Below are 24,055 nucleotides of genomic sequence, written 5' to 3'. Positions count from 1 at the left end.
CCAAATATGTTTAAAAGCGAGCCACCCGGCTCGCTTTTTCTTTTAATTTTTACATAATTTGAGAAAAATTGCTAAGAATAAATCGTGAATGGGGGGTGCATTGTCATGCCAGGAAGACTAATAAAACGAACATGGAACAATATTTTTCGGACAACAAACGATAAAGATGATGGAACAACAGCGAAAGATTCCAATCAAGGAAATCAACAGCTTTTCTCTTGTATTGAAGACAATGTTCAAACCATTAAAAACCAGTTGGGAAATAGTACTGATATTGTTTTCCGCAGATTGAAAATTGGTCCAAAAGAGAAATATGAAATTTGTATTATCTATACGGACAATTTGATAGATACAATGGCACTCCAAGAACTTATTGTGGCTTTATTAAATAATATTTCGGAAGAAGATCTTAATACAGTAAATCTGGCATCCAATAATCTAACCGATGTTCTAATTGAGAAGGTAGTCACAGTTGGTGAAGCGGTCGAGGTGGAGGATTTTAATACTTTAATAACTAATGTTCTATCGGCACAGGCTGCAATTTTAATTGAAAATCAGTCACAGGCTATTACTGTCAGTATCCCCGGCTTTGAGAAAAGAAGTATTGAAGAGCCTCAATCAGCAACACTGATTAAGGGGCCTCGTGATGGATTTATAGAATCCATAGGCACTAATGCGTCTTTATTAAGGAGAAGAATAAGAAGTGCTAACCTCTGGATGGAATCGAAAGAAATTGGAAGGATTACTAAGACGAAAGTAGTGGTTGCTTACATAAAAGGAATAGCCAATGAGGACGTCGTTAAAGAAGTTCATGAACGTTTGGATCGCATTAATATTGATGCCATATTAGAGAGTGGCTATATTGAAGAACTAATCCAAGACGAGACATTCACTCCTTTTCCGACTATTTTCAATACGGAACGGCCAGATGCCGTTGCCGGTAAACTTCTTGAAGGAAGAGTTGCCATTTTAGTTGACGGGTCACCCTTTGTCATGGTCGTGCCCAGTCTTGTTATAGAATTTTTCCAAGCGAGTGAGGATTATTATATGCGCGCAGATATCTCAACACTCCTAAGATTGTTGCGTTTCTTTTGTTTTTTCCTTGCTTTAATTGCACCTTCACTTTATATTGCCGTCCTAACGTACCACCAAGAGATGCTTCCTACTACTTTATTAATTGGTTTGGCAGCACAGAGGGAAGGTGTTCCTTTTCCTGCTTTTATGGAAGCGTTGATGATGGAGGTGGCCTTTGAAATATTACGGGAAGCCGGGGTAAGAATGCCGCGGGCAGTCGGACAAGCGATGAGTATAGTTGGAGCCTTGGTATTAGGTCAGGCTGCTGTTCAAGCAGGACTTGTATCTCCAGCTATGGTGATCGTTGTTTCTTTAACAGCGATTGCGAACTTTTGTTTTCCATCTATTAATTTAGCTACAACAGTTCGAATTTTAAGGTTTGGAATGATGTCCTTGGCTGCTGTCTTTGGCCTAGTCGGTATTATGTTTGGTCTTATCCTCCTATGCATCCATCTAAGTACGCTTAGATCTTTTGGAGTCCCGTACACAACACCAGCAGCACCATTTATTTTGCAAGATCAAAAAGATGTATTTTTCCGGGTTCCATGGTGGGGAATGTTTTCTAGACCACGGCTTATAAGTCAAACCAATATAATCCGGGAACAAAATAATCCTACATCGAAACCGGAACCTCAAAAGAGTGAAAGCACATGAAAAAAGTTTTAATAGGGCTTGTTGTTTCTATATTATTGCTTCCTTCCTTAACAGGATGTTGGAGCAAAACTGAATTAACTGATTTGGCAATTGCAGTAGCATTGGGTATCGATAAAAATGAAAAGGGTGATTTTGTTGTTTCAGTGCAAATTATTAATCCCAGTGAAACCGTTACTTCTCAAAACGCTGGAGGTGGCTATGACACGCCGGTTACAACGTATACATCGACTGGGAAAATCCTATTTGAAGCGCTCCGAAGGCTTTCAAAAGAAGTACCAAGAAAAATTTATCTTGCCCATCTTCGAATGGTTGTAATTGGCGAAGAGGTGGCAAAGAGTGGGCTATACGATGCTCTTGACTTTTTATCAAGGACACATGAATTGAGAACAGATTTTTATCTAGTCGTTGCTAAAGAACAAACGGCTGAAGACACTCTTAAAATCCTTACCAGTATTGAGAAAATACCTGCCAATAAATTATTTTTCAGCCTTGAAAAATCAGCTGAGGTTTGGGCAGCAACCGGAAAAGTGACACTAAATGACTTAATGGATGACATTGTAAGTGAAGGGATTCAACCAACATTAACAGGTGTCACTGTAAAAGGTAATCCGAAGATAGGTTTTAGTAAATCCAATGTAGAAACGATTTCGCCTAATGCTTTATATTCATATAAGGGAATAGCAGCTTTTCGTAAAAACAAATTAGTAGGCTGGCTAAATGAGGATGAAAGTAAAGGGATTAATTATATTAAGGACCAGGTTACAAGTACTGTTGTTGTTTTTGATGTGAATAATGACCATGCAGGTGTTGAATTAATTCGCACGAAAACAGAGATCATTCCTCATATCAAAAATGAAGACATTAGCATTGAAGTTAAAGTAACAGGTGAGGCAAATGTAGGGGAAGTCAATACAAAATTAGATCTTATGGACCCACATGTTATTGGTGAACTTGAATCCTTAGTGAATAGTGATATAAGAAATTCGATCGAAAACACGGTTGAAAAGGCACAGAAAGATTTCGAAAGTGATATTTTGGGATTTGGTGAACGGATCCATAAAACATATCCAAAGGATTGGGAAAAAATCAAAAAACAATGGACAGAGATTTTTACTAATGTCCCAGTAAATGTTAACGTTAAGATCAAAATTCGCCGGATTGGTACAATCACAAACCCATTTCACGACGAATTAACAAAGGAGTAATCCTATGCTGAAAAGTATTGGTGTCATTTTTATTTATATAGCCATTGCTTTTTTTCAAATACATCAGTTAAAAAAAGAAAAAATGATACGAGAAATATGGATCTTTTCTATTTTAATGGTTTTAACTACAGGCGTTACGGTTGCGAAACTTAACAACCTGGCACTTCCAAGTCCATTGGATTTAATTGTCATTGTTTTAAAGCCATTCATAAAGTAAGAAAATGGATAGAGAGGAGGGTGGTCCCTTGTTGGAAAAAGGAAGAATTAGCCCTTTAGAGTTAAGTGTTTTAGCTATTCTTTATACGATTGGTACAACCATTCTTGCTATTCCATCTGTATTGACAGCCAAGGCGGGGCAAGATGCATGGCTCACAGCCCTTATCGGTGTGATCTTTAGTGGACTACTTGCCTGTTTTTATGTCATTTGTGCAAAAGCAATGAAAAGGGAAACCTACATCAATTATTTAGAAAGGGTATATGGAAAAATTATTGGTAAAATAATTGGAGTTTTATACGTTTATTTTGCATTTGTAGGAGCAGCGACCCTTCTCTTCCAATTCAGTGATTTTGTTACGACTCATATGCTTATTAATACGCCGGCAGAAGTTCTTAATATTATGTTAGCTATTTTAGTTATATTAGTTGTCCGGGCAGGCCTTGAGGTATTGGCAAGAACAGGGGAGCTTCTTTTCCCATGGTTTATGTTCCTTTTCATTGCCTTAGTTATTTTTTTAATTCCTCAAATTGAACCAGACCGTATTAGTCCGTTATATGAGGCAAGCGTTCGGGCACATCTTTCAGCCTCGTTGGATTTTGTTTCATTTGCCGGGTTTCCTTTAGTCATGTTTCTAATGTTTTATCCTGGCAACATGAACCGTCCTGACAAAACAAAGTGGAATTTTATAACAGGAACGACTCTAGGTGCAGCTGTTGTTGGAGTCTTAGTACTTTTATGTATTTTAGTTTTGGGAGCTCCAGCAACCGCTCGTCAAGTATTTCCAAGTTATGTCCTTGCTAAAACTGTCAGTCTTTTTGATATTATTCAGAGAATAGAGGCGGTTATGGCCGGAATGTGGGTTCTTTCAATATTCTTTAAAACATCCGTTTACTTTTACGGTTGTGTAATCGGTTTAGCGGAAATACTAGCCGTTAAGAACTATCGTTTTCTTGTCATTCCGATTGGGCTTCTTACGATTGTCTTTTCAACTTTTGTTTATCCAAATGTGTCTTATATGGCTTACTGGGATGATAAATATTGGGTGCCTTATTCTATGATCATGGGTTTTTTCATCCCACTTCTAACATTAATAGTTGATAAAATTAAAAGCCGCTTAAGTAATCAAATATAAAGCCAAATATCATCCGTATAGATTGGGCGATATTTGGCTTGATACTTATATGAAAATAAATTCCTTTTATCCTTCTGCTCTTTGTGTAGTCACCAAATTGTATTGGTCATCCCATTTTAAGCGCCATTTATTTCTTCGTTCCATTCTGTTTCCCTTATATAAGTGCTTATACTTTTTCCAATGAATTTTCCATTGAGTTCTTCTAGTTGATCTCATTTCAACATCTCCTTTATAATATGGATTCTCTTTTAAACTATATTCTCGAAGCTCCTTGTCGATTCCTTTGGCTAGTTTTGTCGTATCAATAGAGGATTTGTATTTTTACAGAATTTTGTAAAAAATAGCTAAAATTAAAAATAATTTATACTAAAGACTATAAATATGTGGAATTGGATAACAAAATGTAGTAGTATATTGACGGAATTGTTAAAAGAGTAACAATATGCAGAAAATACGACAAAAAACGACCTTTTCACAGAATGGAATGAATTAAAAATGAATTTTAAAAGAAAATTATATCTTGGGTTTGGCTCGGTTCTAATCATTTTGATCATTACGGCTGCTTTCGGGCTATATAATATTCAAGAACAAAATAAAAATATGAAAACAATCGTGAATGAACATTATGAACGGGTACGGCAGGTTAACATCTTTCAATTTGAGATCAATAATACCGCCCGGATGATAAGAGATGTCATCCTTAAAAAGGAAAATACGATTACAAGAGAAGAGGAAGCATCCATTGCTGTTTCCAGAAAAAATACAGCGGATGCTATTGAAAAGCTTAAAGAGTTTGAATCAAACGATAATGTTAAGTTGCTTGTAACAGACTTGGATTTATTAAACAAATCCTATGAAGAAGGTTATCACAACATTGTAAAACTTCTAAAGGAAGGCAATAAAGAGGGAGCAATTAAAGTGCTTATAGAGGATAATCGCGAGGTTCGGGCCGGTCTTACTTCGACTAGTGCAAAATTGTTAGATTTTGAAGAAAACGCGATGAATAATGCCGTAGCCATGTCTAGAAAAATGTATCAAACTACATTGACAAGTTTTCTGTATTTAATATCCATCAGCATTATTATTGTCGTTCTTATTTCATTTTGGGTCGTAAGAAGTATCATTTCCCGTATCAATCATGTCAATTCTGTTATTTCAAATGTGGCTGAATTAGAGACAAACAAACTGCCTAGAATTGACCATATTACCAATGATGAAATTGGAGAAATTGCGCTTGCCTACAATGGAATGGCCACATCATTAGAAAATCATATGGATCAAGAAAATGATCTAAAAGAAAAAATGAAAATAGAAAATTGGGTTAAATCTAATTTCATCGATCTGACAACCATGTATCAGGGGATACAAGATGTACAAACCTTTGCCCGTTTATTCATCTCAAAAATTACCCCAATTACTGGGGCAACTTATGGTGTGTTTTATGTAAAGGCTGAAAATGAGGACAAGTATTTAAAAATTGCAGCCTACGCTGATAGTTCCTTAGAAACTTCATCAAAGACGTTCTACGCGGGGGAAGGTTTGATAGGTCAGGCTGTCCTTGAAAATAAACCAATATTAATAGATTCATTGCCTGAAGATTACGTGAAAATAAGATCGGGTATCGGACAAAGTTCTCCTAAGTATCTATTGATCACACCAATTGCCTATGAAGGCAAAGTGATCGCAGTTTTTGAATTAGGCTCCTTCACGCCTTTTGATGAAAATCATTACCGATTCCTAGATATTACTCAGAAAACAGTTGGTGTAAGTTTGCATAGCATCATTGGTCATATGAAGATTGAAAAGCTATTAGCTGAATCTCAAACCTTAACAGAAGAATTACAAAGTCAATCCGAAGAACTTCAGCAGCAACAGGAAGAACTACGGATGATCAATGAACAGCTTGAAGAACAGTATAAGAGCTCTGAGGAAAAAACAAAAGAACTTGAAAAAATCCAGATTGATCTTGAAGAAAAAAATCGCCATGTTGAACTTAGTTCAAAGTATAAGTCTGAATTTTTAGCCAATATGTCACACGAACTTCGAACACCACTTAATAGCATGCTGATTCTGTCCCAGCTACTAGCTGATAATAATGATGGCAATTTAACAGAGAAACAGGTTGAATATGCTAGTACGATCCATTCATCAGGAAAAGATTTATTAGATTTAATCAATGATATTCTTGATCTATCTAAAATTGAATCGGGGAAAATGGCAATTTTGCCAGAAGAAGTACTATTTAGTGATATTCAATATTTTGTTGAACACCAGTTTACACCAATTGCAACTCAGAGAAAACTAGGTTTTGAAATAGTAATAGATGAAAATCTACCATATGTATTTATTACAGATAACCAGCGATTAAAACAAATTCTGAAAAATTTATTATCGAATGCTTTTAAATTCACTCAACAAGGGAAAGTAGTTATTGAATTTAAGCTTTGTAAAAATCAAGATTACTTTAAAGAAGCACATAAACCTATGGTTGCCATTTCCGTCACTGATACAGGAATAGGCATCTCCCGAGAAAAACAGAATTTTATATTTGAAGCCTTTAATCAAGCCGATGGAACTACTAGTAGAAAATTTGGAGGTACGGGACTCGGACTCTCCATTAGCAAGGAATTGGCACAGCTTTTGGGCGGATTTATCGATGTTGAAAGTATATTAGGTAAGGGAAGTACCTTTACATTGTATTTGCCTGAGTATGATATACAACTAAATAATGAGTATACGAGAGAAGAAGTCGCAGCAACCGTAATAGAAGAAGCGCAAATAATTGAAGAAAAACTGGAAAATAATACTCAAGTTTCACTTATAGAAGGTAAAACGAAGCATTCTGGTGAACTTAAGAATATTAAAGAAATGTTAGCGGGCAAGAAGGTTTTACTTGTCGATGATGATATGAGGAATATCTTCTCGCTCACAACTGCGCTGGAAACGAATAAGATGATTGTTGAATTTGCAGAAAATGGTCAAGAAGCTATTGAAATTCTGAAAAAACAATCAGATATTGATCTTGTTCTAATGGATATCATGATGCCTGTTATGAATGGATATGAGGCCATTCAAGAAATTCGTAAAATGGAAGGCTTCCTAGAACTGCCCATTATTGCTCTGACCGCGAAAGCGATGAAGAATGACAGAGAAAAATGCCTTGATGCTGGCGCATCTGATTATATTAGTAAGCCAGTTAATTTAGATCAATTGCTTTCATTAATTCGTGTGTGGTTATATCGATAGAGGTGGTTAAAATAGAGGAGCAATTATTTGAAAATTTTTACGCGGATGACGATGAAAGCAATGAATTAGAAAAAACCGAGATCGTATTGCTGCTAGAAGGAATTTATCGTTATTACGGATTTGATTTTAGGGATTATGCTTATTCATCAATCAAGCGTAGAATATTACACCGAATGAGTGTTGAAAAGGTAGCAACCATTTCAGCCTTGCAGGAAAAAGTGTTACGGGATGAACAGCTGTTAGGAAAATTGTTAAGTGATTTTTCAATTAATGTAACTGAAATGTTTAGGGATCCAACTCTTTTTAAGTTTTTACGAACGAATATTTTACCAACTTTTAAAAACTATCCGTTAATCCGAATTTGGCATGCTGGCTGTTCTTCAGGGGAAGAAGTATACTCCATGGCCATCATGCTTCATGAGCTCGGTTTAAATCATAAGGCTAAGATTTATGCTACAGATATGAATGAAAATATTTTAGAAAAAGCCCAAAAAGGGCAATTCCCAATCAATCGAATGCAAGTATATACTAGAAATTATCATCAAGCTGGGGGCACAAAAGAATTTTCGGAGTACTACAGGGTAAATAATGATATCGTGACTTTTTATCCATTTTTAAAGGAAAATATTATTTTTGCACACCATAATTTAGCGACTGATCATTCTTTTAATGAATTTCACATGATTCTATGTAGAAATGTGTTGATTTACTTTAACCAAAAATTACAAAATCGCGTACAGAAGTTATTCTATGACAGTCTGAGTATAGGAGGATACCTTGCTTTAGGAAACAAAGAGGTCATCACCTATACAAACTTATGGGACAAGTATGCGGAGGTCAATTCTACTGAAAAAATTTATAAAAAAACCAAGTAATCTATGGATTACCTGGTTAATTGGGAGTTATTTTGATGGACAATAATAGGAAAATAAATATTTTATTAGTTGATGACCGCCCAGAAAATCTATTAACGTTGGAGGCTGTACTAGATTCTCCCTCCTATAATCTGATTATGGCAAATAGTGGGGAGGAAGCATTGAAACAAGTTTTAAAACAAGATTTTGCGGTCATTTTACTAGATGTTCAAATGCCTGGATTAAACGGATTTGATACAGCAAGGCTCATACACGGGCGGGAACAATCCAAACATATTCCAATCATTTTTATCACGGCGATTAGTCAGGCTGTCGAGAATGTCAATCAAGGGTATGCAGTGGGAGCCGTTGACTATATATTTAAACCGTTTAATCCGGAAATTCTTAAAAGTAAAGTTGCAGCTTTTGCAAAGCTTTATGAATACCAACAACAAATTAATGATCAAAGGCAGTTATTGAAAAAACGTTCGATTGAGCTTGCAGCTGCCAATGCGAAGTTACAGGACATGGAAAAAGAGCTTTTGCAACACAACAATAATCTTGAAAACCTTGTTAGAGAAAAAACAGAGGAATTGGTATTAGCTAATAAGGATCTTTATCAATCACAGGAACGCTTCCAAAAAATATTTGCTTCAAGTCCGAGCTTAATCGCTATCCGTTCCCTTATTGATGGGCGTTATATTGATGTAAACGAAAGCTGGATCTATTATACTGGTTTTCCTTATGATGAAGTAATTGGAAAACAAACAGGAATGCTGCATCTAATGTACGATAACTGTGATACTACCCAAGATTTAGACTTGCAAAAGGCGATTCGAAATGAGCGGATCCACTACACTACATGTGATGGCAAGGAACGCATTGGCCTCTTATCTACGGAAGCAGCCGAAATCCATGGTGAACATTGTATTATTAGTGTTATAACGGATATAACAGAAAGAGAGCGGTTGGAAAAAGAATTAACTCGTTTAGATCGTTTGAATTTAATAGGGGAAATGGCAGCAGGAATTGCTCATGAAGTCAGGAACCCTATGACAACAGTAAGCGGTTTTTTACAATTGGCTAAATCGAAGCAGGATATGCATCTCGAGTATATTGATTTAATGCTGACAGAGTTAAACCGTGCTAATGAAATTATTAAAGAGTTTTTAACATTAGCGAAGAATAAAACTTCTGATCGAAAGCCACAAAATCTAAACGATATCATTGAAGCCTTATACCCTTTAATTCAAGCTGAAGCTGTACTTTCAAATAAGAGTGTCCATCTTGAACTAAGTGAATGCCTTCCATTATATTTAGATGAAAAGGAAATTCGCCAATTAATTTTAAATATAGCTCTTAATGGTCTAGAAGCGATGTCATTGGGCGGGAAACTAACGATAAAAACATATAGTGCGGACGATTGTGTCACACTTGAAATTCAGGACGAAGGCTGCGGGATTGATCGGGATGTATTAGAAAAAATTGGTACACCTTTCTTCACTACAAAAGATACAGGAACTGGATTAGGGTTAGCAGTATGCTATAGTGTAGCTTCACGCCATAATGCCGATATATGTATTCAAACAAGCGATACAGGAACAACATTTTCAATACGATTTAGCGCTTAATAGAAGGGAAAAGCAATACTACCATGAAGTTGTAGTATTGCTTTTTTCATATACGGAATCTAGACCAATGAAAAAACAAATAAATAACTGTTAAATAAGCAGTATAGCCAATAAAAGAATACTGGTGTTTCCAGGAATAGTGGTGGGCAAATAAACCCAATCCTTCAGCGGCTCTTTCAGCCACAGCCATGAAAAGGCTGAGTAATAGGATTAAACTGATTTTTTTGAGTAGCTTTAGTTTACTGCATATGAGAAGAAAGACCATAGTAAATAAAGGGAGAGCAATTAAAGTAAAGGTGAGATTAATTGAAAAAATATGAGATAAGGGTCTTGTTGGAAATTCATAAAGACCTTTGCCGACAAAGTATAGGTCTAAATACGTTCCAAGTAATGATCCCAGAATAATCGCTGGTATTGTTCGTTGATACATATTAATCCAAGATGGAAATGGCTTCTTTTGTACTCGCTGCAAGTTCGAGCCTTTCGAGTGTTTTACAATATTCATCTTCAATCTCTCCATCTACCGTTTCTTTTGAATCCATTAAGTAATGGATGACATCCCAGTCCGTAAACCAATCCCCGATTTCAGCACTTTCTTGGCTCACATTTTTCCAAGCGAATTCAAGGGTGGGACTATAAATTCTTGGGGAGTTTTTAACGATTTGACATGATTTTAGTCTAGGTTTAAATAGACCTCCCGGTACCCCTTCATCCACTGTATTAAAAATATGAGGCCAATAATCTTTTCTCGAACCGGTGTGAGGAGTTGCCTTTGCCCATTGTTCAACCATTTTCAAGCGTTTTTCGTCTCTAAATAAAATCGCATATAACCGTTTTCCTAATAAAATTCGCTCATCTAGGTTTTCAAAATTATGCAAGGTTTGACCAATTAGTTCTATTTTAAGTTTATTAATGAAGGGGAATAAAATATGATTCAAAGAAAGAAAATCTTGCAGTTTGAATTCTAATGTATTGAAAACATCCTTCTTAAAAACCTTGTTGCCTAGTACTCTTTTTTCTAAATAACTTTGTTCATTAATGACTAAGGCAATTGCCAGAATATAGGTGTCCCTGTTAATCCAAAAATGATTCCAAATTGTTTCCATGAAAGTTGAAACATTAAAGGATCGTAATAGGTAAAAAAGATTTAGCCCTCTTTTCAAGCTTTCCTCATAAACTAAAAATTGTGGATACGCGTCTTGAAAGATTAACCAATTGCCTCGCTCTAAAAAAGTAAAATAGGAAACAGCTTCATTTTTTGTCAATATTCTGGGTAGTATCCCACCTTTTAAATCGGTCATATTCCAGCCGCCATTTCTTGAAACCATATGCCCTAGAAAAGCCCAATGAATTTCCGGATGCCGGAGATAATACTCTAAATATGCTTGTGTTCTTGTGACATTATTTTTATTAAATCGCTCGGTTTTTTCTGCTATTTGTTGGACAATCAACTGTTCTTCAGGCAATAGTAAAGATTTTTGTATTTTAGAGGATTCTTTGGATTTTTTCTTCAACTCTTTTTTAATTTTTGCAAGGGATTCGGGAAGTGCGATGTTGTTCTTGTTGATAAGCCGCCTCCACATGTTTGATGACACCCACCTTACATGAATTCTCCTCATATACTACGAATATGTATGGAATAAGATGAATTTGATTTAAGGGGGATTGAGAAGTGTGAATGAAAAAATTACTACGCGACTGAATGAGCTAATTGAAAAGGTAAGAAATGACCAATCTCCGGAAGGTTATTGGAACTATACATTTGAAACCGGGATTTCCACCGATTGTTATATGATTATTTTATTAAGGTCTTTAGAAATAGATGATGAAAATTTAATAAAGGGGTTATCGGAAAGAATATTAAGGAAACAACAAGAAAACGGGGCATGGAAATTGTTTCATGATGAGCCGAATGGCAATCTGTCTGATACAATTGGGGCCTACTACGCTCTCCTTTATTCAGGGTATTACAATAAAAATGATCCCCGTTTACGACTAGCTAGGCAATTTATCAAGACCAATGGTGGAATTGATAAATCTCATATGTTGACAAAAATTATGCTGGCTCTTACCGGCCAATATAAGTGGCCAGTTTTTTTCCCCATTCCAATCGAGATGATCTTACTTCCAGTTTCATTTCCTATAAATTTTTATAGTTTTTCAGTATATGGCAGGGTCAACCTCGCGCCAATCATGATTCTTGCTAATAAAAAATTTAGCATTAAAACGTCAAAAACCCCTGATTTAAAAGATTTATTTATTCATAGGGAAGAATTTGAACATGGACATTCATTTAGATTCAGAGAGTCAGAGGAGTGGCGATCGCTTTCTTCCCTTATCAATCAAGGGATAAAAAGTTTAATAGGGTTGCCAAGTCATGTTCACCAATTAGCAACTGAGTATACGAAGCAATATATGCTAAGCAGAATTGAACCGGATGGCACTTTACTAAGTTATTTTAGTTCGACTTTTTTAATGATCTTTGCCCTTCTTTCGCTCGGGATTTCGAAATCAGATCCTATTATTGTCAATGCTGTAAAAGCCTTAAAATCAATGATATCCCGCGATATCAATGGTCTACCCCATATGCAATTTACTACAGCGAATGTATGGAACACTTCCCTCCTAACCTATGCTTTACAGGAATCAGGGATTTCATCGGATGATATCGTGGTCAAAAAAGCGAACAATTACTTATTAAAAAAACAGCATTATAAATATGGCGATTGGGTCATCCATAATCCATCAGCCCTTCCTGGAGGTTGGGGTTTTTCCGAAAGTAATACGATTCATCCCGATGTTGACGATGCAACCGCTTCTTTACGATCCATTGCAAGAAATGTACGGAAAGATTGGAGATGTAGGCAGGCATGGGATAGGGGCATCCAATGGGTATTATCTATGCAGAATGATGATGGTGGATGGCCGGCCTTTGAAAAGAATACGAATAGTAAAATCGTCCATCTGTTCCCGGTTGAAAAAGCAGAGTATTTTCTTACTGATCCATCCTGTGCAGATTTAACGGGAAGAACTCTTGAATTTCTTGGAATGTATACCAACCTTTCTAAAACGCATCCATCGATTAAAAGAGGGGTGGATTGGCTTTTGAAAAATCAAGAGAGAAATGGGTCTTGGTATGGTCGTTGGGGAATTTGTTATATTTATGGAACATGGGGAGCAGTTACAGGGTTACGGGCAGTAGGGATTTTACCTACCGATCCAATGATCTCAAAAGCTGTAAAATGGCTTAAGGAGATCCAAAATAGTGATGGCGGCTGGGGTGAATCATGCCAAAGCGATTTAAACAAAAAATATATTCCGTTGAACGCTAGTACATTGACACATACCGCCTGGGCCGTTGATGCCCTCATTGCCGCAAGTGATAAGCCGACAAGATCGATTCAACGGGGTATTGATTATTTATTAGAAAATATTCACAAAGAGGATTGGACGACTAACTATCCGAAAGGTGCGGGAATGGCTGGTGACTTTTATATCCATTACCATAGCTATCGTTATATCTTTCCAATCCTAACATTAGCACATTACCGTAAAAAGTTTTCTTGAGCGATTTAAAGGCTGACAGGGTGGTAAACTTTTACCACTCTTTCGACCTTTTTGTGATATTGTAAAGTTATATAAAAGTAGACCAGTAATTTTATTGACAGAAAACGGGTAATATGATATTTAAATTAATGGTTAGTATTTAGCACTCGGTTTGGTAGAGTGCTAATATTATTAATAAACTTTTGAAAGGAGAAATAGCATGACAAAAATGCAGTTTAAAGCCGAATCAAAAAGACTATTAGAAATGATGATTAACTCCATCTATACGCATCACGAGGTATTTTTACGAGAATTAATTTCAAACGCCAGTGATGCTATAGACAAAATCTATTATAAAGCGTTAACAGATGATAGCTTAACCTTTAATAAGGACAGCTACTACATAAAAGTGGTACCCGATAAAGAAACAAGAACATTAAAAATCATAGATACTGGTATCGGAATGACAAAAGAAGAGCTGGAGAATAATTTGGGTACCATTGCAAAGAGCGGGTCCTTAGCTTTTAAAACTGAAAACGAAGCGAAAGATGGCTATGATATTATCGGTCAGTTTGGCGTTGGTTTTTATGCAGCATTTATGGTCGCTGATGTAGTCACTGTCATCACTAAAGCATTAGGCAGTGAGGAAGCCTATAAGTGGGAATCTGAAGGTGCCGATGGCTATACGATTGAGCCTGTAGAAAAGGATTCAGTAGGTACCGAGATTATTTTAAAAATTAAAGAAAACACGGAAGATGAAAAGTATGATGAGTATTTGGATGAGTATAGACTAAAATCCATCATCAAAAAATACTCTGATTTTATTCGTTATCCTATTAAAATGGATATCACATCGAGCCGCCCAAAAGAAGGAAGCGACAACGAATTCGAGGACTACACAGAAGAACAAGTGATCAATAGTATGGTTCCAATTTGGAGAAAAAACAAAAATGAGTTGACCGGGGAAGATTATGAGAATTTTTATGCTGAGAAGCGTTATGGATTCGACAAACCAATCAAGCATATCCATACAAGTGTCGATGGTGCTGTAAGATATAATGCAATATTATTTATACCGGAAAAAGCTCCATTTGATTATTATTCAAAAGAATTTGAGAAGGGGCTCGAGTTGTATTCAAATGGCGTCTTAATCATGGAAAAGTGCGCTGACTTGCTTCCAGATTATTTTGGCTTTGTCAAAGGTTTGGTAGACTCAGAAGACTTATCACTTAATATTTCACGAGAAATGCTTCAGCATGACCGCCAATTAAAGATCATTGCGAAAAATATTAATAAAAAAATTAAGAGCGAACTGCAAAGTTTATTGAAAAATGATCGTGAGAAATATGAGAACTTCTTCGATTCCTTTGGCAGACAATTAAAATATGGAGTTTATAGCGATTTTGGAACACATAAAGATGTATTACAAGATTTATTGCTATTCTACTCTTCAAAAGAGAAGAAGCTTGTTACATTAGATGAATATGTATCAAGAATGCCTGAGGACCAAAAATATATTTACTACGCTTCCGGTGATTCTGTTGAAAGAATTGATAAAATGCCACAAACAGAACTGGTGGCGGAAAAAGGCTATGAAATTCTCTATTTCACCGATGAAATCGATGAGTTTGCGATTAAGATGCTGATGACGTATAAAGAAAAAGAATTTAAATCTGTTTCAAGCGGAGATTTAGGGATTGAAGCTGAGGAAAATCAGGAAGATAAAGCTGCAGAACAGATAGAAAACAAAGAGCTTTTTAGCTATATGAAGGAAATTTTAGCTGGTAAAGTTAAGGATGTTCGAATCTCAAAGCGTCTAAAATCACATCCGGTTTGCCTATCCACAGATGGTGAAGTAACGATCGAAATGGAAAAAATATTAAGCATGATGCCAGGTAACGAGAATGTAAAGGCTGACAAGGTATTAGAAATCAACGTAAACCACGACGTCTTTAAGTCGTTACAAGATGCCTTCGCCAGTGATAAAGAGAAAGTAGCATTATACACAAATCTATTGTATAATCAAGCACTTTTAATCGAAGGTCTGCCAATTAACGACCCAGTTGAATTTACGAATGATATTTGTAAGATTATGGTGTGATTTTTATTTTACAAAAACAGCCCGGATTCTTGTGTGTGGAATTCAGGGCTATTTTCTTTAATTAATGATTGAAGTTACTTTACAATTTGCTATTGAAGTTATATGATTAATATGAAATATTGGAAAACTACTAGGGGTGCCCGGATGCTGGGCTGAGAGAAAAATTTTCGTTTTCAACCCTTTGGACCTGATCCGGATTATACCGGCGTAGGAAAGTAGATGGTTTACATACTTTTCTTATTGTTATTGAAGCCAGGTTCTGTTTTGAGGATCTGGCTTTTTATATTGATCGGTTATCATAGGCTAGTTTGATTCCCGAAAGCTGAACTTGAAAGTCAAACTGGGAATCAAAGTTCCTATTTGATCTTTAATTCGAAAAAACTATAACTTTAAGCGATAACAGATAATAAATAACGGAGAATAAAAATGAACAAAGAGATATCAAGCAAATTAATAAACAAAATCAGAGAAAATAAGCCTCTTATACATAACATCACAAATATAGTGGTAGCTAATTTTACAGCAAATGGTTTATTAGCGCTCGGTGCCAAACCAGTCATGGCATCTGCTCCGGAAGAAGTTGCGGAAATGACTAAAGCGGCCAATGCTCTTGTATTAAATATGGGAACGTTAAACAGAGAGCATCTAAAAGCAATGATCAATTCCGGTAAAGCGGCCAATGAAAAGGGAATCCCGGTTGTGGTGGATCCTGTTGGAGTTGGTGCTACTCAATTCAGAACGGAGTCGGCACAACAACTACTCCGTGAGGTTAAAGTTAACTTCATAAGAGGGAATGCAGCAGAGATTGCTAATCTAATAGGGCAAGCATGGGAGATCAGAGGTGTTGAAACAGGTAAAAGCGGTGGGAATATTATTGATTTAGCTAGGTTTGCAGCACAAAAACTTCAGGCAACTGTAATTGTTACTGGAAAAGAAGATACCATTACAGATGGGGCAACTACATTCTTAGTTCGTAATGGTCATCCATTATTAACAAAGGTGACTGGAACTGGCTGTTTGTTATCTGCAGTTATAGGTGCATTTGCGTCTGTGGGAGGTGTCTCGCTCCAAGCAGCAGTAGCTGCACTTACTACATATGGAATTGCGGCAGAAATTGCCGCCGCCAAAACAGCCGAGGTTGGGCCAGGTAGCTTTCAAATAGAATTTATTAATCAACTAGCACTTATAAGCCCGACGCAAATTGAACAAAACAGCCAATTTGAAAGATTATAAGGTAACAAAAACAAAGGAGGAGTGTCTATGGCAAAAACAATGAAAATGACAATGACAGCGATGCTTGTTGCTGTAGGAACTTTGACAAGTCACTTATTCTTCATTCCACTTGGCTTTGCCAAGGTTTTTCCAATGCAGCATTTTATAAATGTATTGTCAGCCGTGTTATTAGGCCCGGGATACGCGGTAATGCAAGCATTCTCAGTTTCCCTAATAAGAAATATGATGGGGACAGGGTCCTTATTTGCTTTTCCAGGAAGCATGATTGGCGCCTTTTTAGCTGCTTATTTGTATCAAAAATCAAAGAAGTTAATGTTCGCTTTTATGGGTGAAATTGTTGGAACTGGAATTTTAGGAGCAATTGTTTGCTATCCTATTGCCACACTTGTTTTGGGGAAAGAGGTTGCCTTATTTGGTTTTATTCCGGCCTTTTTAGCAAGTTCAATTGCTGGTGGAATATTAGGACTTATTATTCTTAGTATTGTCCTTAAAAACTCCGCATTCAAAACGTTTCAACAGAATAATTTTTTTCAGAAATAAGGATGAAAAAACACAGAGCTTGGTTCTTATAACCGGAACTCTGTGTTTTTTATTTGCATCCCATAAACTAATTCTCTACTATAAAATATAATAAAAGGCAAAATAATATAAAGTACAATAATTCATTTTAATAAATTCTAGGGGGAATTCACATGATGCCATCATTGTTTATCGCACACGGATCACCAACACTTGCAATTGAAGATAATTTATATACACAATATTTAACTGCATTAGGGAAAACTTTACCAAAGCCAAAAGCCATCGTATTGTTTTCGGCTCATTGGGTGTCGCCAGTCCAAACGGTTAGTAATGTTGACGAATTTAAAATGATTTATGATTTTTACGGTTTTCCTGATGAAATGTATAATATCGTTTATCCTGCAAAAGGATACAAGGATTTAACAATTGATATCGTCGATTTATTTAAGGAGCATGGGATTTCCTTTAGGGTTGATGAAACCAGAGGACTAGACCATGGGGCATGGGTTGTCCTAAGATTGCTATATCCAAATGCCGATGTTCCTGTCATTTCAATGTCGGTTAATCCGAACCTTTCACCAGAAGAACAATATAAAATTGGAACGTCTTTATTTAAATTAAGGGAAAAAGATGTTTTAATTATTGGAAGTGGTGGAACCGTCCATAACCTAAGAGCACTAAATTGGAGCAAACAAAGTGGAGATGCTGACGGGTGGGCCGTTGAATTTGATGATTGGATTGGTGACCATATTAACAAGTGGGATCTGGATTCACTATTTAAATATGATGCAATAGCTCCTAATGCCGAGTTAGCTGTACCGCCTTATGGAAACGAACACTTTGTTCCTATCTTTTATGCGATGGGGGCGGCCGATAATGAGAAAAAGGCAAAATTAATTCACTCCAGCTATCAATATGGAAATCTTAGCCATAGTGTATGGCAATTTGGGTAAGAAACAAGCATACAATGAATTAAGGACAAATAGTTCTTGATTAATTGGGGGTGCTTTAAGAAGTGAATAAAAGTGAGATTAGTATTTTACTTTTACGAGTTTTCCTAGGAACCAGCTTCTACATTCATGGATTAGCTAAGTTTAAAAAAGGTCTAGCGAATACAGCTGACCATTTTGCAAGTTTGGGTCTGCCGGAATTTTTAGCTTATGCTGTAGCCTACATTGAACTTTTCGGAGGAATTGCTTTAGTATTTGGCCTAGGCAGTAGAATCGTTTCTATCCTATTTGGAATTATAATGATTGGGGCAATTTTCAAGGTGAAACTATCCGCCGGTTTCTTAGGAGGGTATGAGTTAGATATAGCTTACCTAATCATCGCTCTTTTAATTGCTATTAATGGCAGTAAGCTATTTGCCCTTGATCATCTTTTATTTAAATTAGGAAACTTTAAAACAAAAACTACTTAAAAGAATTGTATTGTAAATCCAATGCACCGCACTACCAAAAGGTAATGCGGTTTTTCATATATTCACTTATAGGAATTTCCTATATACCTATATAAAATACTAATTAGTCGGATCGCCCAAAGGTTGGAACGCAACAATTTTAATATGGCTATGACTTAAAAAAAGAAAAGATTACGGTCTTTTCTTTTTTATTTAAGTGATTTCTATCACAAACAGAAACGTTCATAAATGTTACATTACTATTATGAGAAATGTTCTCACTGTAATAATAGGTAAAAGGCCTAAACAAAGGAGACATAATAATGAGTGAAATGATAAATAACCGTGAACAACATACGACTGAATATAGTAGTGAACGTTTAGAGAAATTAAAGCAAATTTTTAAAGACCTTCAAAGTGGAAAAAATATCGATGAAGTTAAAGCACGTTTTGATAAAGAAATCGGCAAGGTCTCAATTGAAGAGATGTCAAAACTTCAACATGACTTCAACGAAAATGGAGAAATGACATTAGAAGAGGTTAAGCGTATTTACACATTGCATACAGAAATATTAAAAGGATCAGTTGAAGAAATAGAGCTCCCGACTAACCCGGAAGATGAGCCTGGGCACCCTGTTCATACATTTAAACTAGAAAATAGGGAGATTGCGAAGCTATTAGAGACAAGGCTCCATGTTCATCTTATCGAATTTGCAAAAGAAGATTCTGAGGAAAATGTATATAAGCTGTTAGAAGATTGCAATTTATTACTTGATATTGATAAGCATTACAGCCGGAAAGAAAATTTAATTTTTCCCTATTTAGAGACATATGGGATTATGGGACCAAGTACAAATATGTGGAGAATCGATGACTTTATTCGTGACGCAATTAAAGATGCCAGACAAAAATTAATGAATTATAATGGCGATAAGCAAGCTGTCATTGATATTGTCAATTATTGCATTAGAGAAGTTAGCGATATGATATATAGGGAAGAAAACATTCTTTTCCCAATGGCTTTAATGAATTTTACAGAAGATGAATGGGTGAAAATTGCCCATGAAAGTGATGAGGTCGGATTTTGCTTAACAGAGCCTGCAGCAGAGTGGAAGCCGGAAAGAAAAGCAATCAGCGAAAAAGCCATGTCTGAAGGATTCATAAAACTAGAAACCGGCATTTTATCTTTGAAACAGTTGGAATTGATGTTAAATCATCTACCAGTGGATATTACTTTTATCGATCAGGATGATGTCGTTCGATATTTTTCACAAGGTACGGAAAGGATTTTCGTGCGGACAAAAGCGGTAATCGGTCGTACTGTACAAAACTGCCACCCGCCAAGAAGCGTCCATGTTGTGGAAGAATTATTAGCTGATTTCAAAGCTGGTAAGAAAGATGTTGAAGATTTTTATATTAAATTCCGAGACAAATACGTATATATCCGTTATTTCGCTGTTCGCGATGAAAACGGGGAGTATATCGGTACACTTGAATTCACACAAAATATTGACCCAATTCGAGCAATCAACGGAGAAAAGCGGATATTGTCATAAGCAAAATAAAATATTTGTATAATTTCAGAATCAAGGCTGACTCCAATTAAAAGGGGCAGTCTTTTCTCTTTTTGCATATGTATAACATAGCAAAATTTTTAACAAAATTATATTAATATCATGTTATAATACCTTACAGAGAATTGAATCTTAAGAAAAGCCACTGGGTAAGGATGATTATTGTGAAATATAGATCAGCGTTTGATATTATCGGTCCAATCATGGTTGGACCTTCAAGTTCTCATACAGCGGGGGCAGCGCGTATTGGTCGGGTAGCAAGGACATTATTCGGGAGAAAACCAAAGAAAGCTACGATTTGTTTTTATGGCTCTTTTGCCAAGACGTACAAAGGCCATGGGACCGATGTAGCGATTGTTGGTGGTTTGCTTGATTTTGATACAAATGATGAACGGATTCCCCATTCGTTAACAATTGCAAAAATAGAGGGAATCGATATTCAATTCGTTATTGAGAATACAATAGTTACCGATCACCCAAATACTGTGAAAATATGTTTAGAGGATAATGATAAAGAACTTCAACTTGTTGGGATTTCAATTGGCGGCGGTGCCATTGAAATAATTGAGCTTAACTCATTTAAACTCAAATTAACAGGAGAATGCCCAGCGATTCTAGTAGTTCATCAAGACCAATTTGGTGTGATAACTGCTGTTACGCGTGTGCTCGCGGATTATCGGCTAAATGTTGGTCATATGGAGGTTACCCGTCATGCTGTAGGTAAAATGGCGATGATGGTAATTGAAGTTGATCAAAAAATTGATGAACAAGTAATTAATGAAATAGAAAAACTAACAAACGTTACACAAGTTATCAAAATGGTAGAATAATAAATTTCATTCGTTGGGGGAATGAACATGTTCAGAAGTGTAAAGGAGCTTGTCGAACTTGCTGAAAGTAATCAAGTAAAAATAGCAGAAGTAATGATACGGCAAGAAGTGGAAGTGACAGGTCTTACGAGGGAAGAGATCATCAAAAAAATGGACCAAAACCTCACTGTAATGGAACAAGCAGTTGAACGCGGCTTAAGGGGAGTGACATCATTTTCTGGGTTAACTGGAGGTGATGCAGTGCTTCTTCAAAATTATATTAAAAGCGGGAAAGCATTATCGGGTACGGTTTTATTAGATGCTGTTAGTAAAGCGGTTGCTACAAATGAAGTAAATGCTGCAATGGGGATGATTTGTGCCACCCCTACTGCAGGCTCGGCGGGTGTTGTTCCGGGAACATTATTTGCAGTAAAAGAAAAGCTGCAGCCGAACAGATATGAAATGATTGAATTCTTATTTACAGCTGCAGCATTTGGATTTGTCGTTGCCAACAATGCTTCGATTTCTGGTGCTGCTGGTGGCTGCCAGGCTGAAGTGGGTTCAGCAAGCGGTATGGCTGCTGCCGCTATTGTTGAGCTTGCAGGTGGAACTCCCGCACAAGCAGCGGAGGCAATGGCGATTACTTTAAAGAACATGCTTGGTTTAGTTTGTGATCCTGTAGCAGGCTTAGTAGAAGTTCCTTGTGTGAAACGAAACGCATTAGGGGCCTCGAATGCTATGACCGCAGCAGACATGGCACTAGCTGGAATAAAAAGTAAGATACCTTGTGATGAGATCATTAATGCAATGTATTTAATTGGGCAGTCAATGCCAAGCGCTCTAAGAGAAACGGCAGAAGGCGGATTAGCTGCAACTCCAACGGGAAGACGACTTGAAAGAGAGATCTTTCATCGCCAGAATTGAAGCCGCAATAAGATAAATACTCGCTTTTGTCATCAATTTATGGTACGATTTTCATGTTAGAGTGACTAATTATGGTATAGTTGGTAATACCTATTATATAGTGATCATAAAACAAATAGCGAGGAGAATGTACGATGGAAAAAATTGAAGTAGGCGAAATCTTTACAATTAGCGATGAAAATGATCAAGAAGAGGAAGTTGAAGTACTAGCAACAGTGGATATAGATGGTATTGAGTATATCGCTGTTTGTTTTGTTGAGGACGTACAGGAAGACAGTGAAGAAGATATCGATATTTTCTTTTTAAAGGTAGATGAAGATGGCGACTTGTCAGCCTTAGAAAGTGATGAGGAATTTGACAAGGTTTCCACCGCTTTTGAAGAGGTTTTTGAGGAAGAAGATCTTGAGGATTAATTAATATATCAATAAAGCGATGAGAGGGTTTCTGCAAAGGACCCTCTTTTTGTATGTTGTATATCTTATGGATACATATGCAAACACTGTAGCTCTAACTGGTAAAGAAAGACGTGAAATTTTAACAAAGGCTTTACAGTATTGAATCCAATTTTCACCAATTGTTAATAATTTCATGGGCTCAAAGTGGTATAATAAGCATATAAATAATAAAGAATACTAATTAATGGAAGAAGGTGGGCTAATGCTTACTACAAAAGAAAAGCTTTTAGCATTAATTGATGAAATTCCAGAAAGTGAGTTGGATAGAGTTCTAGATTTTGCTGAAAATCTAGTAAACCATCCTCATGATTATTGGAAAAATGGAAGTGAAAGCAGCCTAGACTTTTGGGACAATGCCATTGATAACGAAATATGGAATAGAATGTAAATTAATGAAAAATTCTCCATCTTTCTTTTCTACTACGAATTCTTACTAACTAGGTAGCAAATTTAAATTATTGCATAACATCTCCAAGAATTCGACAATCCAGTTAAAGTAGGGGGCTAATCACTATCTGATTAGCCTTTCTCTTTTATCACCTTACAACATTAAATTTTCTCACGCTTCCGTATAAAATTAAGTAATTGCCCAGAACCCTCTTTTACAAGTTCGTATGTAAGGTCGAAATTTCCTGTGAAATAAGGATCTGGAACATCAACAATAGACTCATCACCAACAAAGTCCATTAGCCTAGCAATATATGCAGTCGGATTTTTCCCTGCTATTACGCCAATATCATTAAGATTTTTTTCATCCATTGCGATCACATAATGAAAATGATTTAAATCTGAGCGGTTCAATTGACGGGCACGAATGAAACTGTAATCAATTTTATATTCTTCCAGCTTCATTTGGGTCCCTTTATGTGGTGGCTCCCCTACATGCCAATCACCTGTTCCAGCAGAATCAACTTCAATTTTTCCATCCAAACCTTCTTTTATTAATAAATCTCGCATGACCGCCTCAGCCATTGGAGATCGGCAAATATTACCAAGACAAACAAATAATACGCGAACCAAGGCAAAACATCCTTTCAATTTATCTTTAAAACATAAAACTTTAATGACTGTATTTAGATTCACTTAATTTTACACAAAAACAACGAGTAATTAAACTAAAACATTCATGTGCATAAAGCTATTTTCGTATGGAAAAAATCTAAAAGAGTATACAAGAAAGGAGCATTTAAATGACTAATCAAAACTTTCCGGTTGCAAATCTTAATGAAGATCAACTTCAAAAGGTTAAGAAATTAGAACAGGAGCTAAGTCAAGAGGCAAGCGATAACATCGTGTTGATTGCCTATGATGAGAAAAATTAATTAATTCAAAATGGTACGGATTATTAGACGGCCATATAACTTGGCTGTCTTTATTTATCGCTCTTTGTATTGTACTTTTAATATTTTGCTATGGTACAATATTTATGGTGAATACTCTGAATATTCCCATTACATATTGTTATCTATAGGGGGAGGG

The 24,055-nt window shown here is 36.2% G+C and carries 23 protein-coding genes and 1 riboswitch; of the genes, 19 read left to right on the top strand and 4 right to left on the bottom strand.

Annotated features, from left to right (window positions below; all coding sequences use genetic code 11):
- Window positions 1-105: 105 nt before the first annotated feature.
- From P9E47_RS13190 to P9E47_RS13175, 4 genes are read left to right on the top strand one after another with little or no spacing between them, the layout of a single operon-like run.
- Complete coding sequence (locus P9E47_RS13190) at window positions 106-1,728, top strand: spore germination protein (protein WP_326163645.1); 1,623 nt, start codon at window positions 106-108, stop codon at window positions 1,726-1,728.
- A complete protein-coding gene (locus P9E47_RS13185; RefSeq protein WP_003329530.1) occupies window positions 1,725-2,933 on the top strand; it encodes a Ger(x)C family spore germination protein in 1,209 nt (402 codons plus the stop codon). The genes P9E47_RS13190 and P9E47_RS13185 overlap by 4 nt, the downstream gene beginning before the upstream one ends.
- Window positions 2,934-2,937: 4 nt before the next feature.
- Window positions 2,938-3,150 (top strand): hypothetical protein, encoded by a 213-nt coding sequence (locus P9E47_RS13180; RefSeq protein WP_003329531.1) that lies wholly within the window; start codon window positions 2,938-2,940, stop codon window positions 3,148-3,150.
- 28 nt (window positions 3,151-3,178) lie between these two features.
- Entirely contained in the window at window positions 3,179-4,282 is a 1,104-nt protein-coding gene (locus P9E47_RS13175) for a GerAB/ArcD/ProY family transporter (RefSeq protein WP_326163644.1), read from the top strand.
- A 66-nt stretch (window positions 4,283-4,348) separates the two neighbouring features.
- On the opposite strand, the gene P9E47_RS13170 is transcribed toward P9E47_RS13175, so the two are convergent.
- The gene (locus P9E47_RS13170) at window positions 4,349-4,498 is read right to left on the bottom strand and encodes a hypothetical protein (RefSeq protein ID WP_003329533.1); all 150 of its coding nucleotides are present in this window, start codon (window positions 4,496-4,498) and stop codon (window positions 4,349-4,351) included.
- A 279-nt stretch (window positions 4,499-4,777) separates the two neighbouring features.
- On the opposite strand from P9E47_RS13170, the gene P9E47_RS13165 reads away from it, so the two are divergent.
- The 3 genes from P9E47_RS13165 to P9E47_RS13155 are packed head-to-tail and all read left to right on the top strand — an operon-like array spanning window position 4,778 to window position 10,013.
- Window positions 4,778-7,528: a response regulator gene (locus tag P9E47_RS13165; RefSeq protein WP_326163642.1), complete on the top strand. Its 2,751-nt coding sequence runs from the start codon at window positions 4,778-4,780 to the stop codon at window positions 7,526-7,528.
- A gap of 2 nt (window positions 7,529-7,530) precedes the next feature.
- A complete protein-coding gene (locus P9E47_RS13160; protein ID WP_326163640.1) occupies window positions 7,531-8,403 on the top strand; it encodes a CheR family methyltransferase in 873 nt (290 codons plus the stop codon).
- A 35-nt stretch (window positions 8,404-8,438) separates the two neighbouring features.
- The gene (locus P9E47_RS13155) at window positions 8,439-10,013 is read left to right on the top strand and encodes a response regulator (RefSeq protein ID WP_326163639.1); all 1,575 of its coding nucleotides are present in this window, start codon (window positions 8,439-8,441) and stop codon (window positions 10,011-10,013) included.
- Between the two features lie 46 nt (window positions 10,014-10,059).
- Here the strand turns inward: P9E47_RS13155 and P9E47_RS13150 are convergent, their stop codons facing one another.
- Both P9E47_RS13150 and P9E47_RS13145 read right to left on the bottom strand, forming a co-directional pair.
- Entirely contained in the window at window positions 10,060-10,443 is a 384-nt protein-coding gene (locus P9E47_RS13150; protein WP_087946141.1) for a CBO0543 family protein, read from the bottom strand.
- Window position 10,444: 1 nt separating this feature from the next.
- Window positions 10,445-11,596, bottom strand: coding sequence for a DUF2515 domain-containing protein (locus P9E47_RS13145; protein ID WP_326163638.1), 1,152 nt, complete (start codon window positions 11,594-11,596; stop codon window positions 10,445-10,447).
- A gap of 91 nt (window positions 11,597-11,687) precedes the next feature.
- Between P9E47_RS13145 and shc the strand changes: the two genes are divergently transcribed.
- From shc to P9E47_RS13090, 11 genes are all read left to right on the top strand, one after another.
- Entirely contained in the window at window positions 11,688-13,580 is a 1,893-nt protein-coding gene (gene shc, locus P9E47_RS13140) for a squalene--hopene cyclase (protein WP_326163636.1), read from the top strand.
- 199 nt (window positions 13,581-13,779) lie between these two features.
- Window positions 13,780-15,660 (top strand): molecular chaperone HtpG, encoded by a 1,881-nt coding sequence (gene htpG, locus P9E47_RS13135; protein WP_326163635.1) that lies wholly within the window; start codon window positions 13,780-13,782, stop codon window positions 15,658-15,660.
- 122 nt (window positions 15,661-15,782) lie between these two features.
- Window positions 15,783-15,891, top strand: a riboswitch (TPP riboswitch).
- A gap of 195 nt (window positions 15,892-16,086) precedes the next feature.
- A complete protein-coding gene (gene thiM / locus P9E47_RS13130; RefSeq protein WP_326163633.1) occupies window positions 16,087-16,893 on the top strand; it encodes a hydroxyethylthiazole kinase in 807 nt (268 codons plus the stop codon).
- A 27-nt stretch (window positions 16,894-16,920) separates the two neighbouring features.
- Window positions 16,921-17,433 (top strand): energy coupling factor transporter S component ThiW, encoded by a 513-nt coding sequence (thiW, locus tag P9E47_RS13125; protein ID WP_326163631.1) that lies wholly within the window; start codon window positions 16,921-16,923, stop codon window positions 17,431-17,433.
- Window positions 17,434-17,585: 152 nt separating this feature from the next.
- Window positions 17,586-18,368, top strand: coding sequence for a dioxygenase family protein (locus tag P9E47_RS13120; protein ID WP_326163630.1), 783 nt, complete (start codon window positions 17,586-17,588; stop codon window positions 18,366-18,368).
- A gap of 62 nt (window positions 18,369-18,430) precedes the next feature.
- Complete coding sequence (locus tag P9E47_RS13115) at window positions 18,431-18,835, top strand: DoxX family protein (protein WP_326163629.1); 405 nt, start codon at window positions 18,431-18,433, stop codon at window positions 18,833-18,835.
- Window positions 18,836-19,137: 302 nt separating this feature from the next.
- A complete protein-coding gene (locus P9E47_RS13110; RefSeq protein WP_326163627.1) occupies window positions 19,138-20,370 on the top strand; it encodes a DUF438 domain-containing protein in 1,233 nt (410 codons plus the stop codon).
- Between the two features lie 182 nt (window positions 20,371-20,552).
- A complete protein-coding gene (gene sdaAB / locus P9E47_RS13105; protein ID WP_326163626.1) occupies window positions 20,553-21,218 on the top strand; it encodes an L-serine ammonia-lyase, iron-sulfur-dependent subunit beta in 666 nt (221 codons plus the stop codon).
- Between the two features lie 27 nt (window positions 21,219-21,245).
- Window positions 21,246-22,121: an L-serine ammonia-lyase, iron-sulfur-dependent, subunit alpha gene (sdaAA, locus tag P9E47_RS13100; RefSeq protein WP_003329547.1), complete on the top strand. Its 876-nt coding sequence runs from the start codon at window positions 21,246-21,248 to the stop codon at window positions 22,119-22,121.
- Between the two features lie 134 nt (window positions 22,122-22,255).
- Window positions 22,256-22,534 carry a DUF1292 domain-containing protein gene (locus tag P9E47_RS13095; RefSeq protein WP_003329548.1) on the top strand — a complete coding sequence of 93 codons (279 nt, stop codon included), beginning with the start codon at window positions 22,256-22,258 and terminating at the stop codon, window positions 22,532-22,534.
- A gap of 244 nt (window positions 22,535-22,778) precedes the next feature.
- The gene (locus P9E47_RS13090; protein ID WP_035196492.1) at window positions 22,779-22,964 is read left to right on the top strand and encodes a hypothetical protein; all 186 of its coding nucleotides are present in this window, start codon (window positions 22,779-22,781) and stop codon (window positions 22,962-22,964) included.
- Between the two features lie 161 nt (window positions 22,965-23,125).
- Here P9E47_RS13090 and P9E47_RS13085 read toward each other — a convergent pair whose 3' ends face one another.
- Window positions 23,126-23,596, bottom strand: a complete 471-nt coding sequence (locus tag P9E47_RS13085) for a low molecular weight protein-tyrosine-phosphatase (protein ID WP_003329550.1) — start codon at window positions 23,594-23,596, stop codon at window positions 23,126-23,128.
- Window positions 23,597-23,766: 170 nt separating this feature from the next.
- Between P9E47_RS13085 and P9E47_RS13080 the strand changes: the two genes are divergently transcribed.
- Window positions 23,767-23,898, top strand: a complete 132-nt coding sequence (locus P9E47_RS13080) for a hypothetical protein (RefSeq protein WP_267880048.1) — start codon at window positions 23,767-23,769, stop codon at window positions 23,896-23,898.
- Window positions 23,899-24,055: the final 157 nt, after the last annotated feature.

Origin of the sequence: Schinkia azotoformans (genome assembly GCF_035811335.1) — a bacterium.
Classification (GTDB): domain Bacteria; phylum Bacillota; class Bacilli; order Bacillales; family Bacillaceae_J; genus Schinkia; species Schinkia azotoformans.
Note: the sequence above shows the minus strand (reverse complement) of the source record. Positions and strands in the feature narration are given on the sequence as shown.

Bases quoted from the DNA above. Each gene is read 5' to 3' on its own strand.
- P9E47_RS13185 (WP_003329530.1), top strand. From the start codon at position 1,725: ATGAAAAAAGTTTTAATAGGGCTTGTTGTTTCTATATTATTGCTTCCT.
- P9E47_RS13120 (WP_326163630.1), top strand. From the start codon at position 17,586: ATGATGCCATCATTGTTTATCGCACACGGATCACCAACACTTGCAATT.
- P9E47_RS13170 (WP_003329533.1), bottom strand. From the start codon at position 4,498: ATGAGATCAACTAGAAGAACTCAATGGAAAATTCATTGGAAAAAGTAT.
- sdaAA (WP_003329547.1), top strand. From the start codon at position 21,246: ATGTTCAGAAGTGTAAAGGAGCTTGTCGAACTTGCTGAAAGTAATCAA.
- P9E47_RS13090 (WP_035196492.1), top strand. From the start codon at position 22,779: ATGCTTACTACAAAAGAAAAGCTTTTAGCATTAATTGATGAAATTCCA.
- htpG (WP_326163635.1), top strand. From the start codon at position 13,780: ATGACAAAAATGCAGTTTAAAGCCGAATCAAAAAGACTATTAGAAATG.
- P9E47_RS13110 (WP_326163627.1), top strand. From the start codon at position 19,138: ATGAGTGAAATGATAAATAACCGTGAACAACATACGACTGAATATAGT.
- P9E47_RS13190 (WP_326163645.1), top strand. From the start codon at position 106: ATGCCAGGAAGACTAATAAAACGAACATGGAACAATATTTTTCGGACA.
- thiW (WP_326163631.1), top strand. From the start codon at position 16,921: ATGGCAAAAACAATGAAAATGACAATGACAGCGATGCTTGTTGCTGTA.
- thiM (WP_326163633.1), top strand. From the start codon at position 16,087: ATGAACAAAGAGATATCAAGCAAATTAATAAACAAAATCAGAGAAAAT.
- P9E47_RS13095 (WP_003329548.1), top strand. From the start codon at position 22,256: ATGGAAAAAATTGAAGTAGGCGAAATCTTTACAATTAGCGATGAAAAT.
- P9E47_RS13150 (WP_087946141.1), bottom strand. From the start codon at position 10,443: ATGTATCAACGAACAATACCAGCGATTATTCTGGGATCATTACTTGGA.
- P9E47_RS13165 (WP_326163642.1), top strand. From the start codon at position 4,778: ATGAATTTTAAAAGAAAATTATATCTTGGGTTTGGCTCGGTTCTAATC.
- P9E47_RS13080 (WP_267880048.1), top strand. From the start codon at position 23,767: ATGACTAATCAAAACTTTCCGGTTGCAAATCTTAATGAAGATCAACTT.
- P9E47_RS13155 (WP_326163639.1), top strand. From the start codon at position 8,439: ATGGACAATAATAGGAAAATAAATATTTTATTAGTTGATGACCGCCCA.
- P9E47_RS13180 (WP_003329531.1), top strand. From the start codon at position 2,938: ATGCTGAAAAGTATTGGTGTCATTTTTATTTATATAGCCATTGCTTTT.
- P9E47_RS13145 (WP_326163638.1), bottom strand. From the start codon at position 11,596: ATGTGGAGGCGGCTTATCAACAAGAACAACATCGCACTTCCCGAATCC.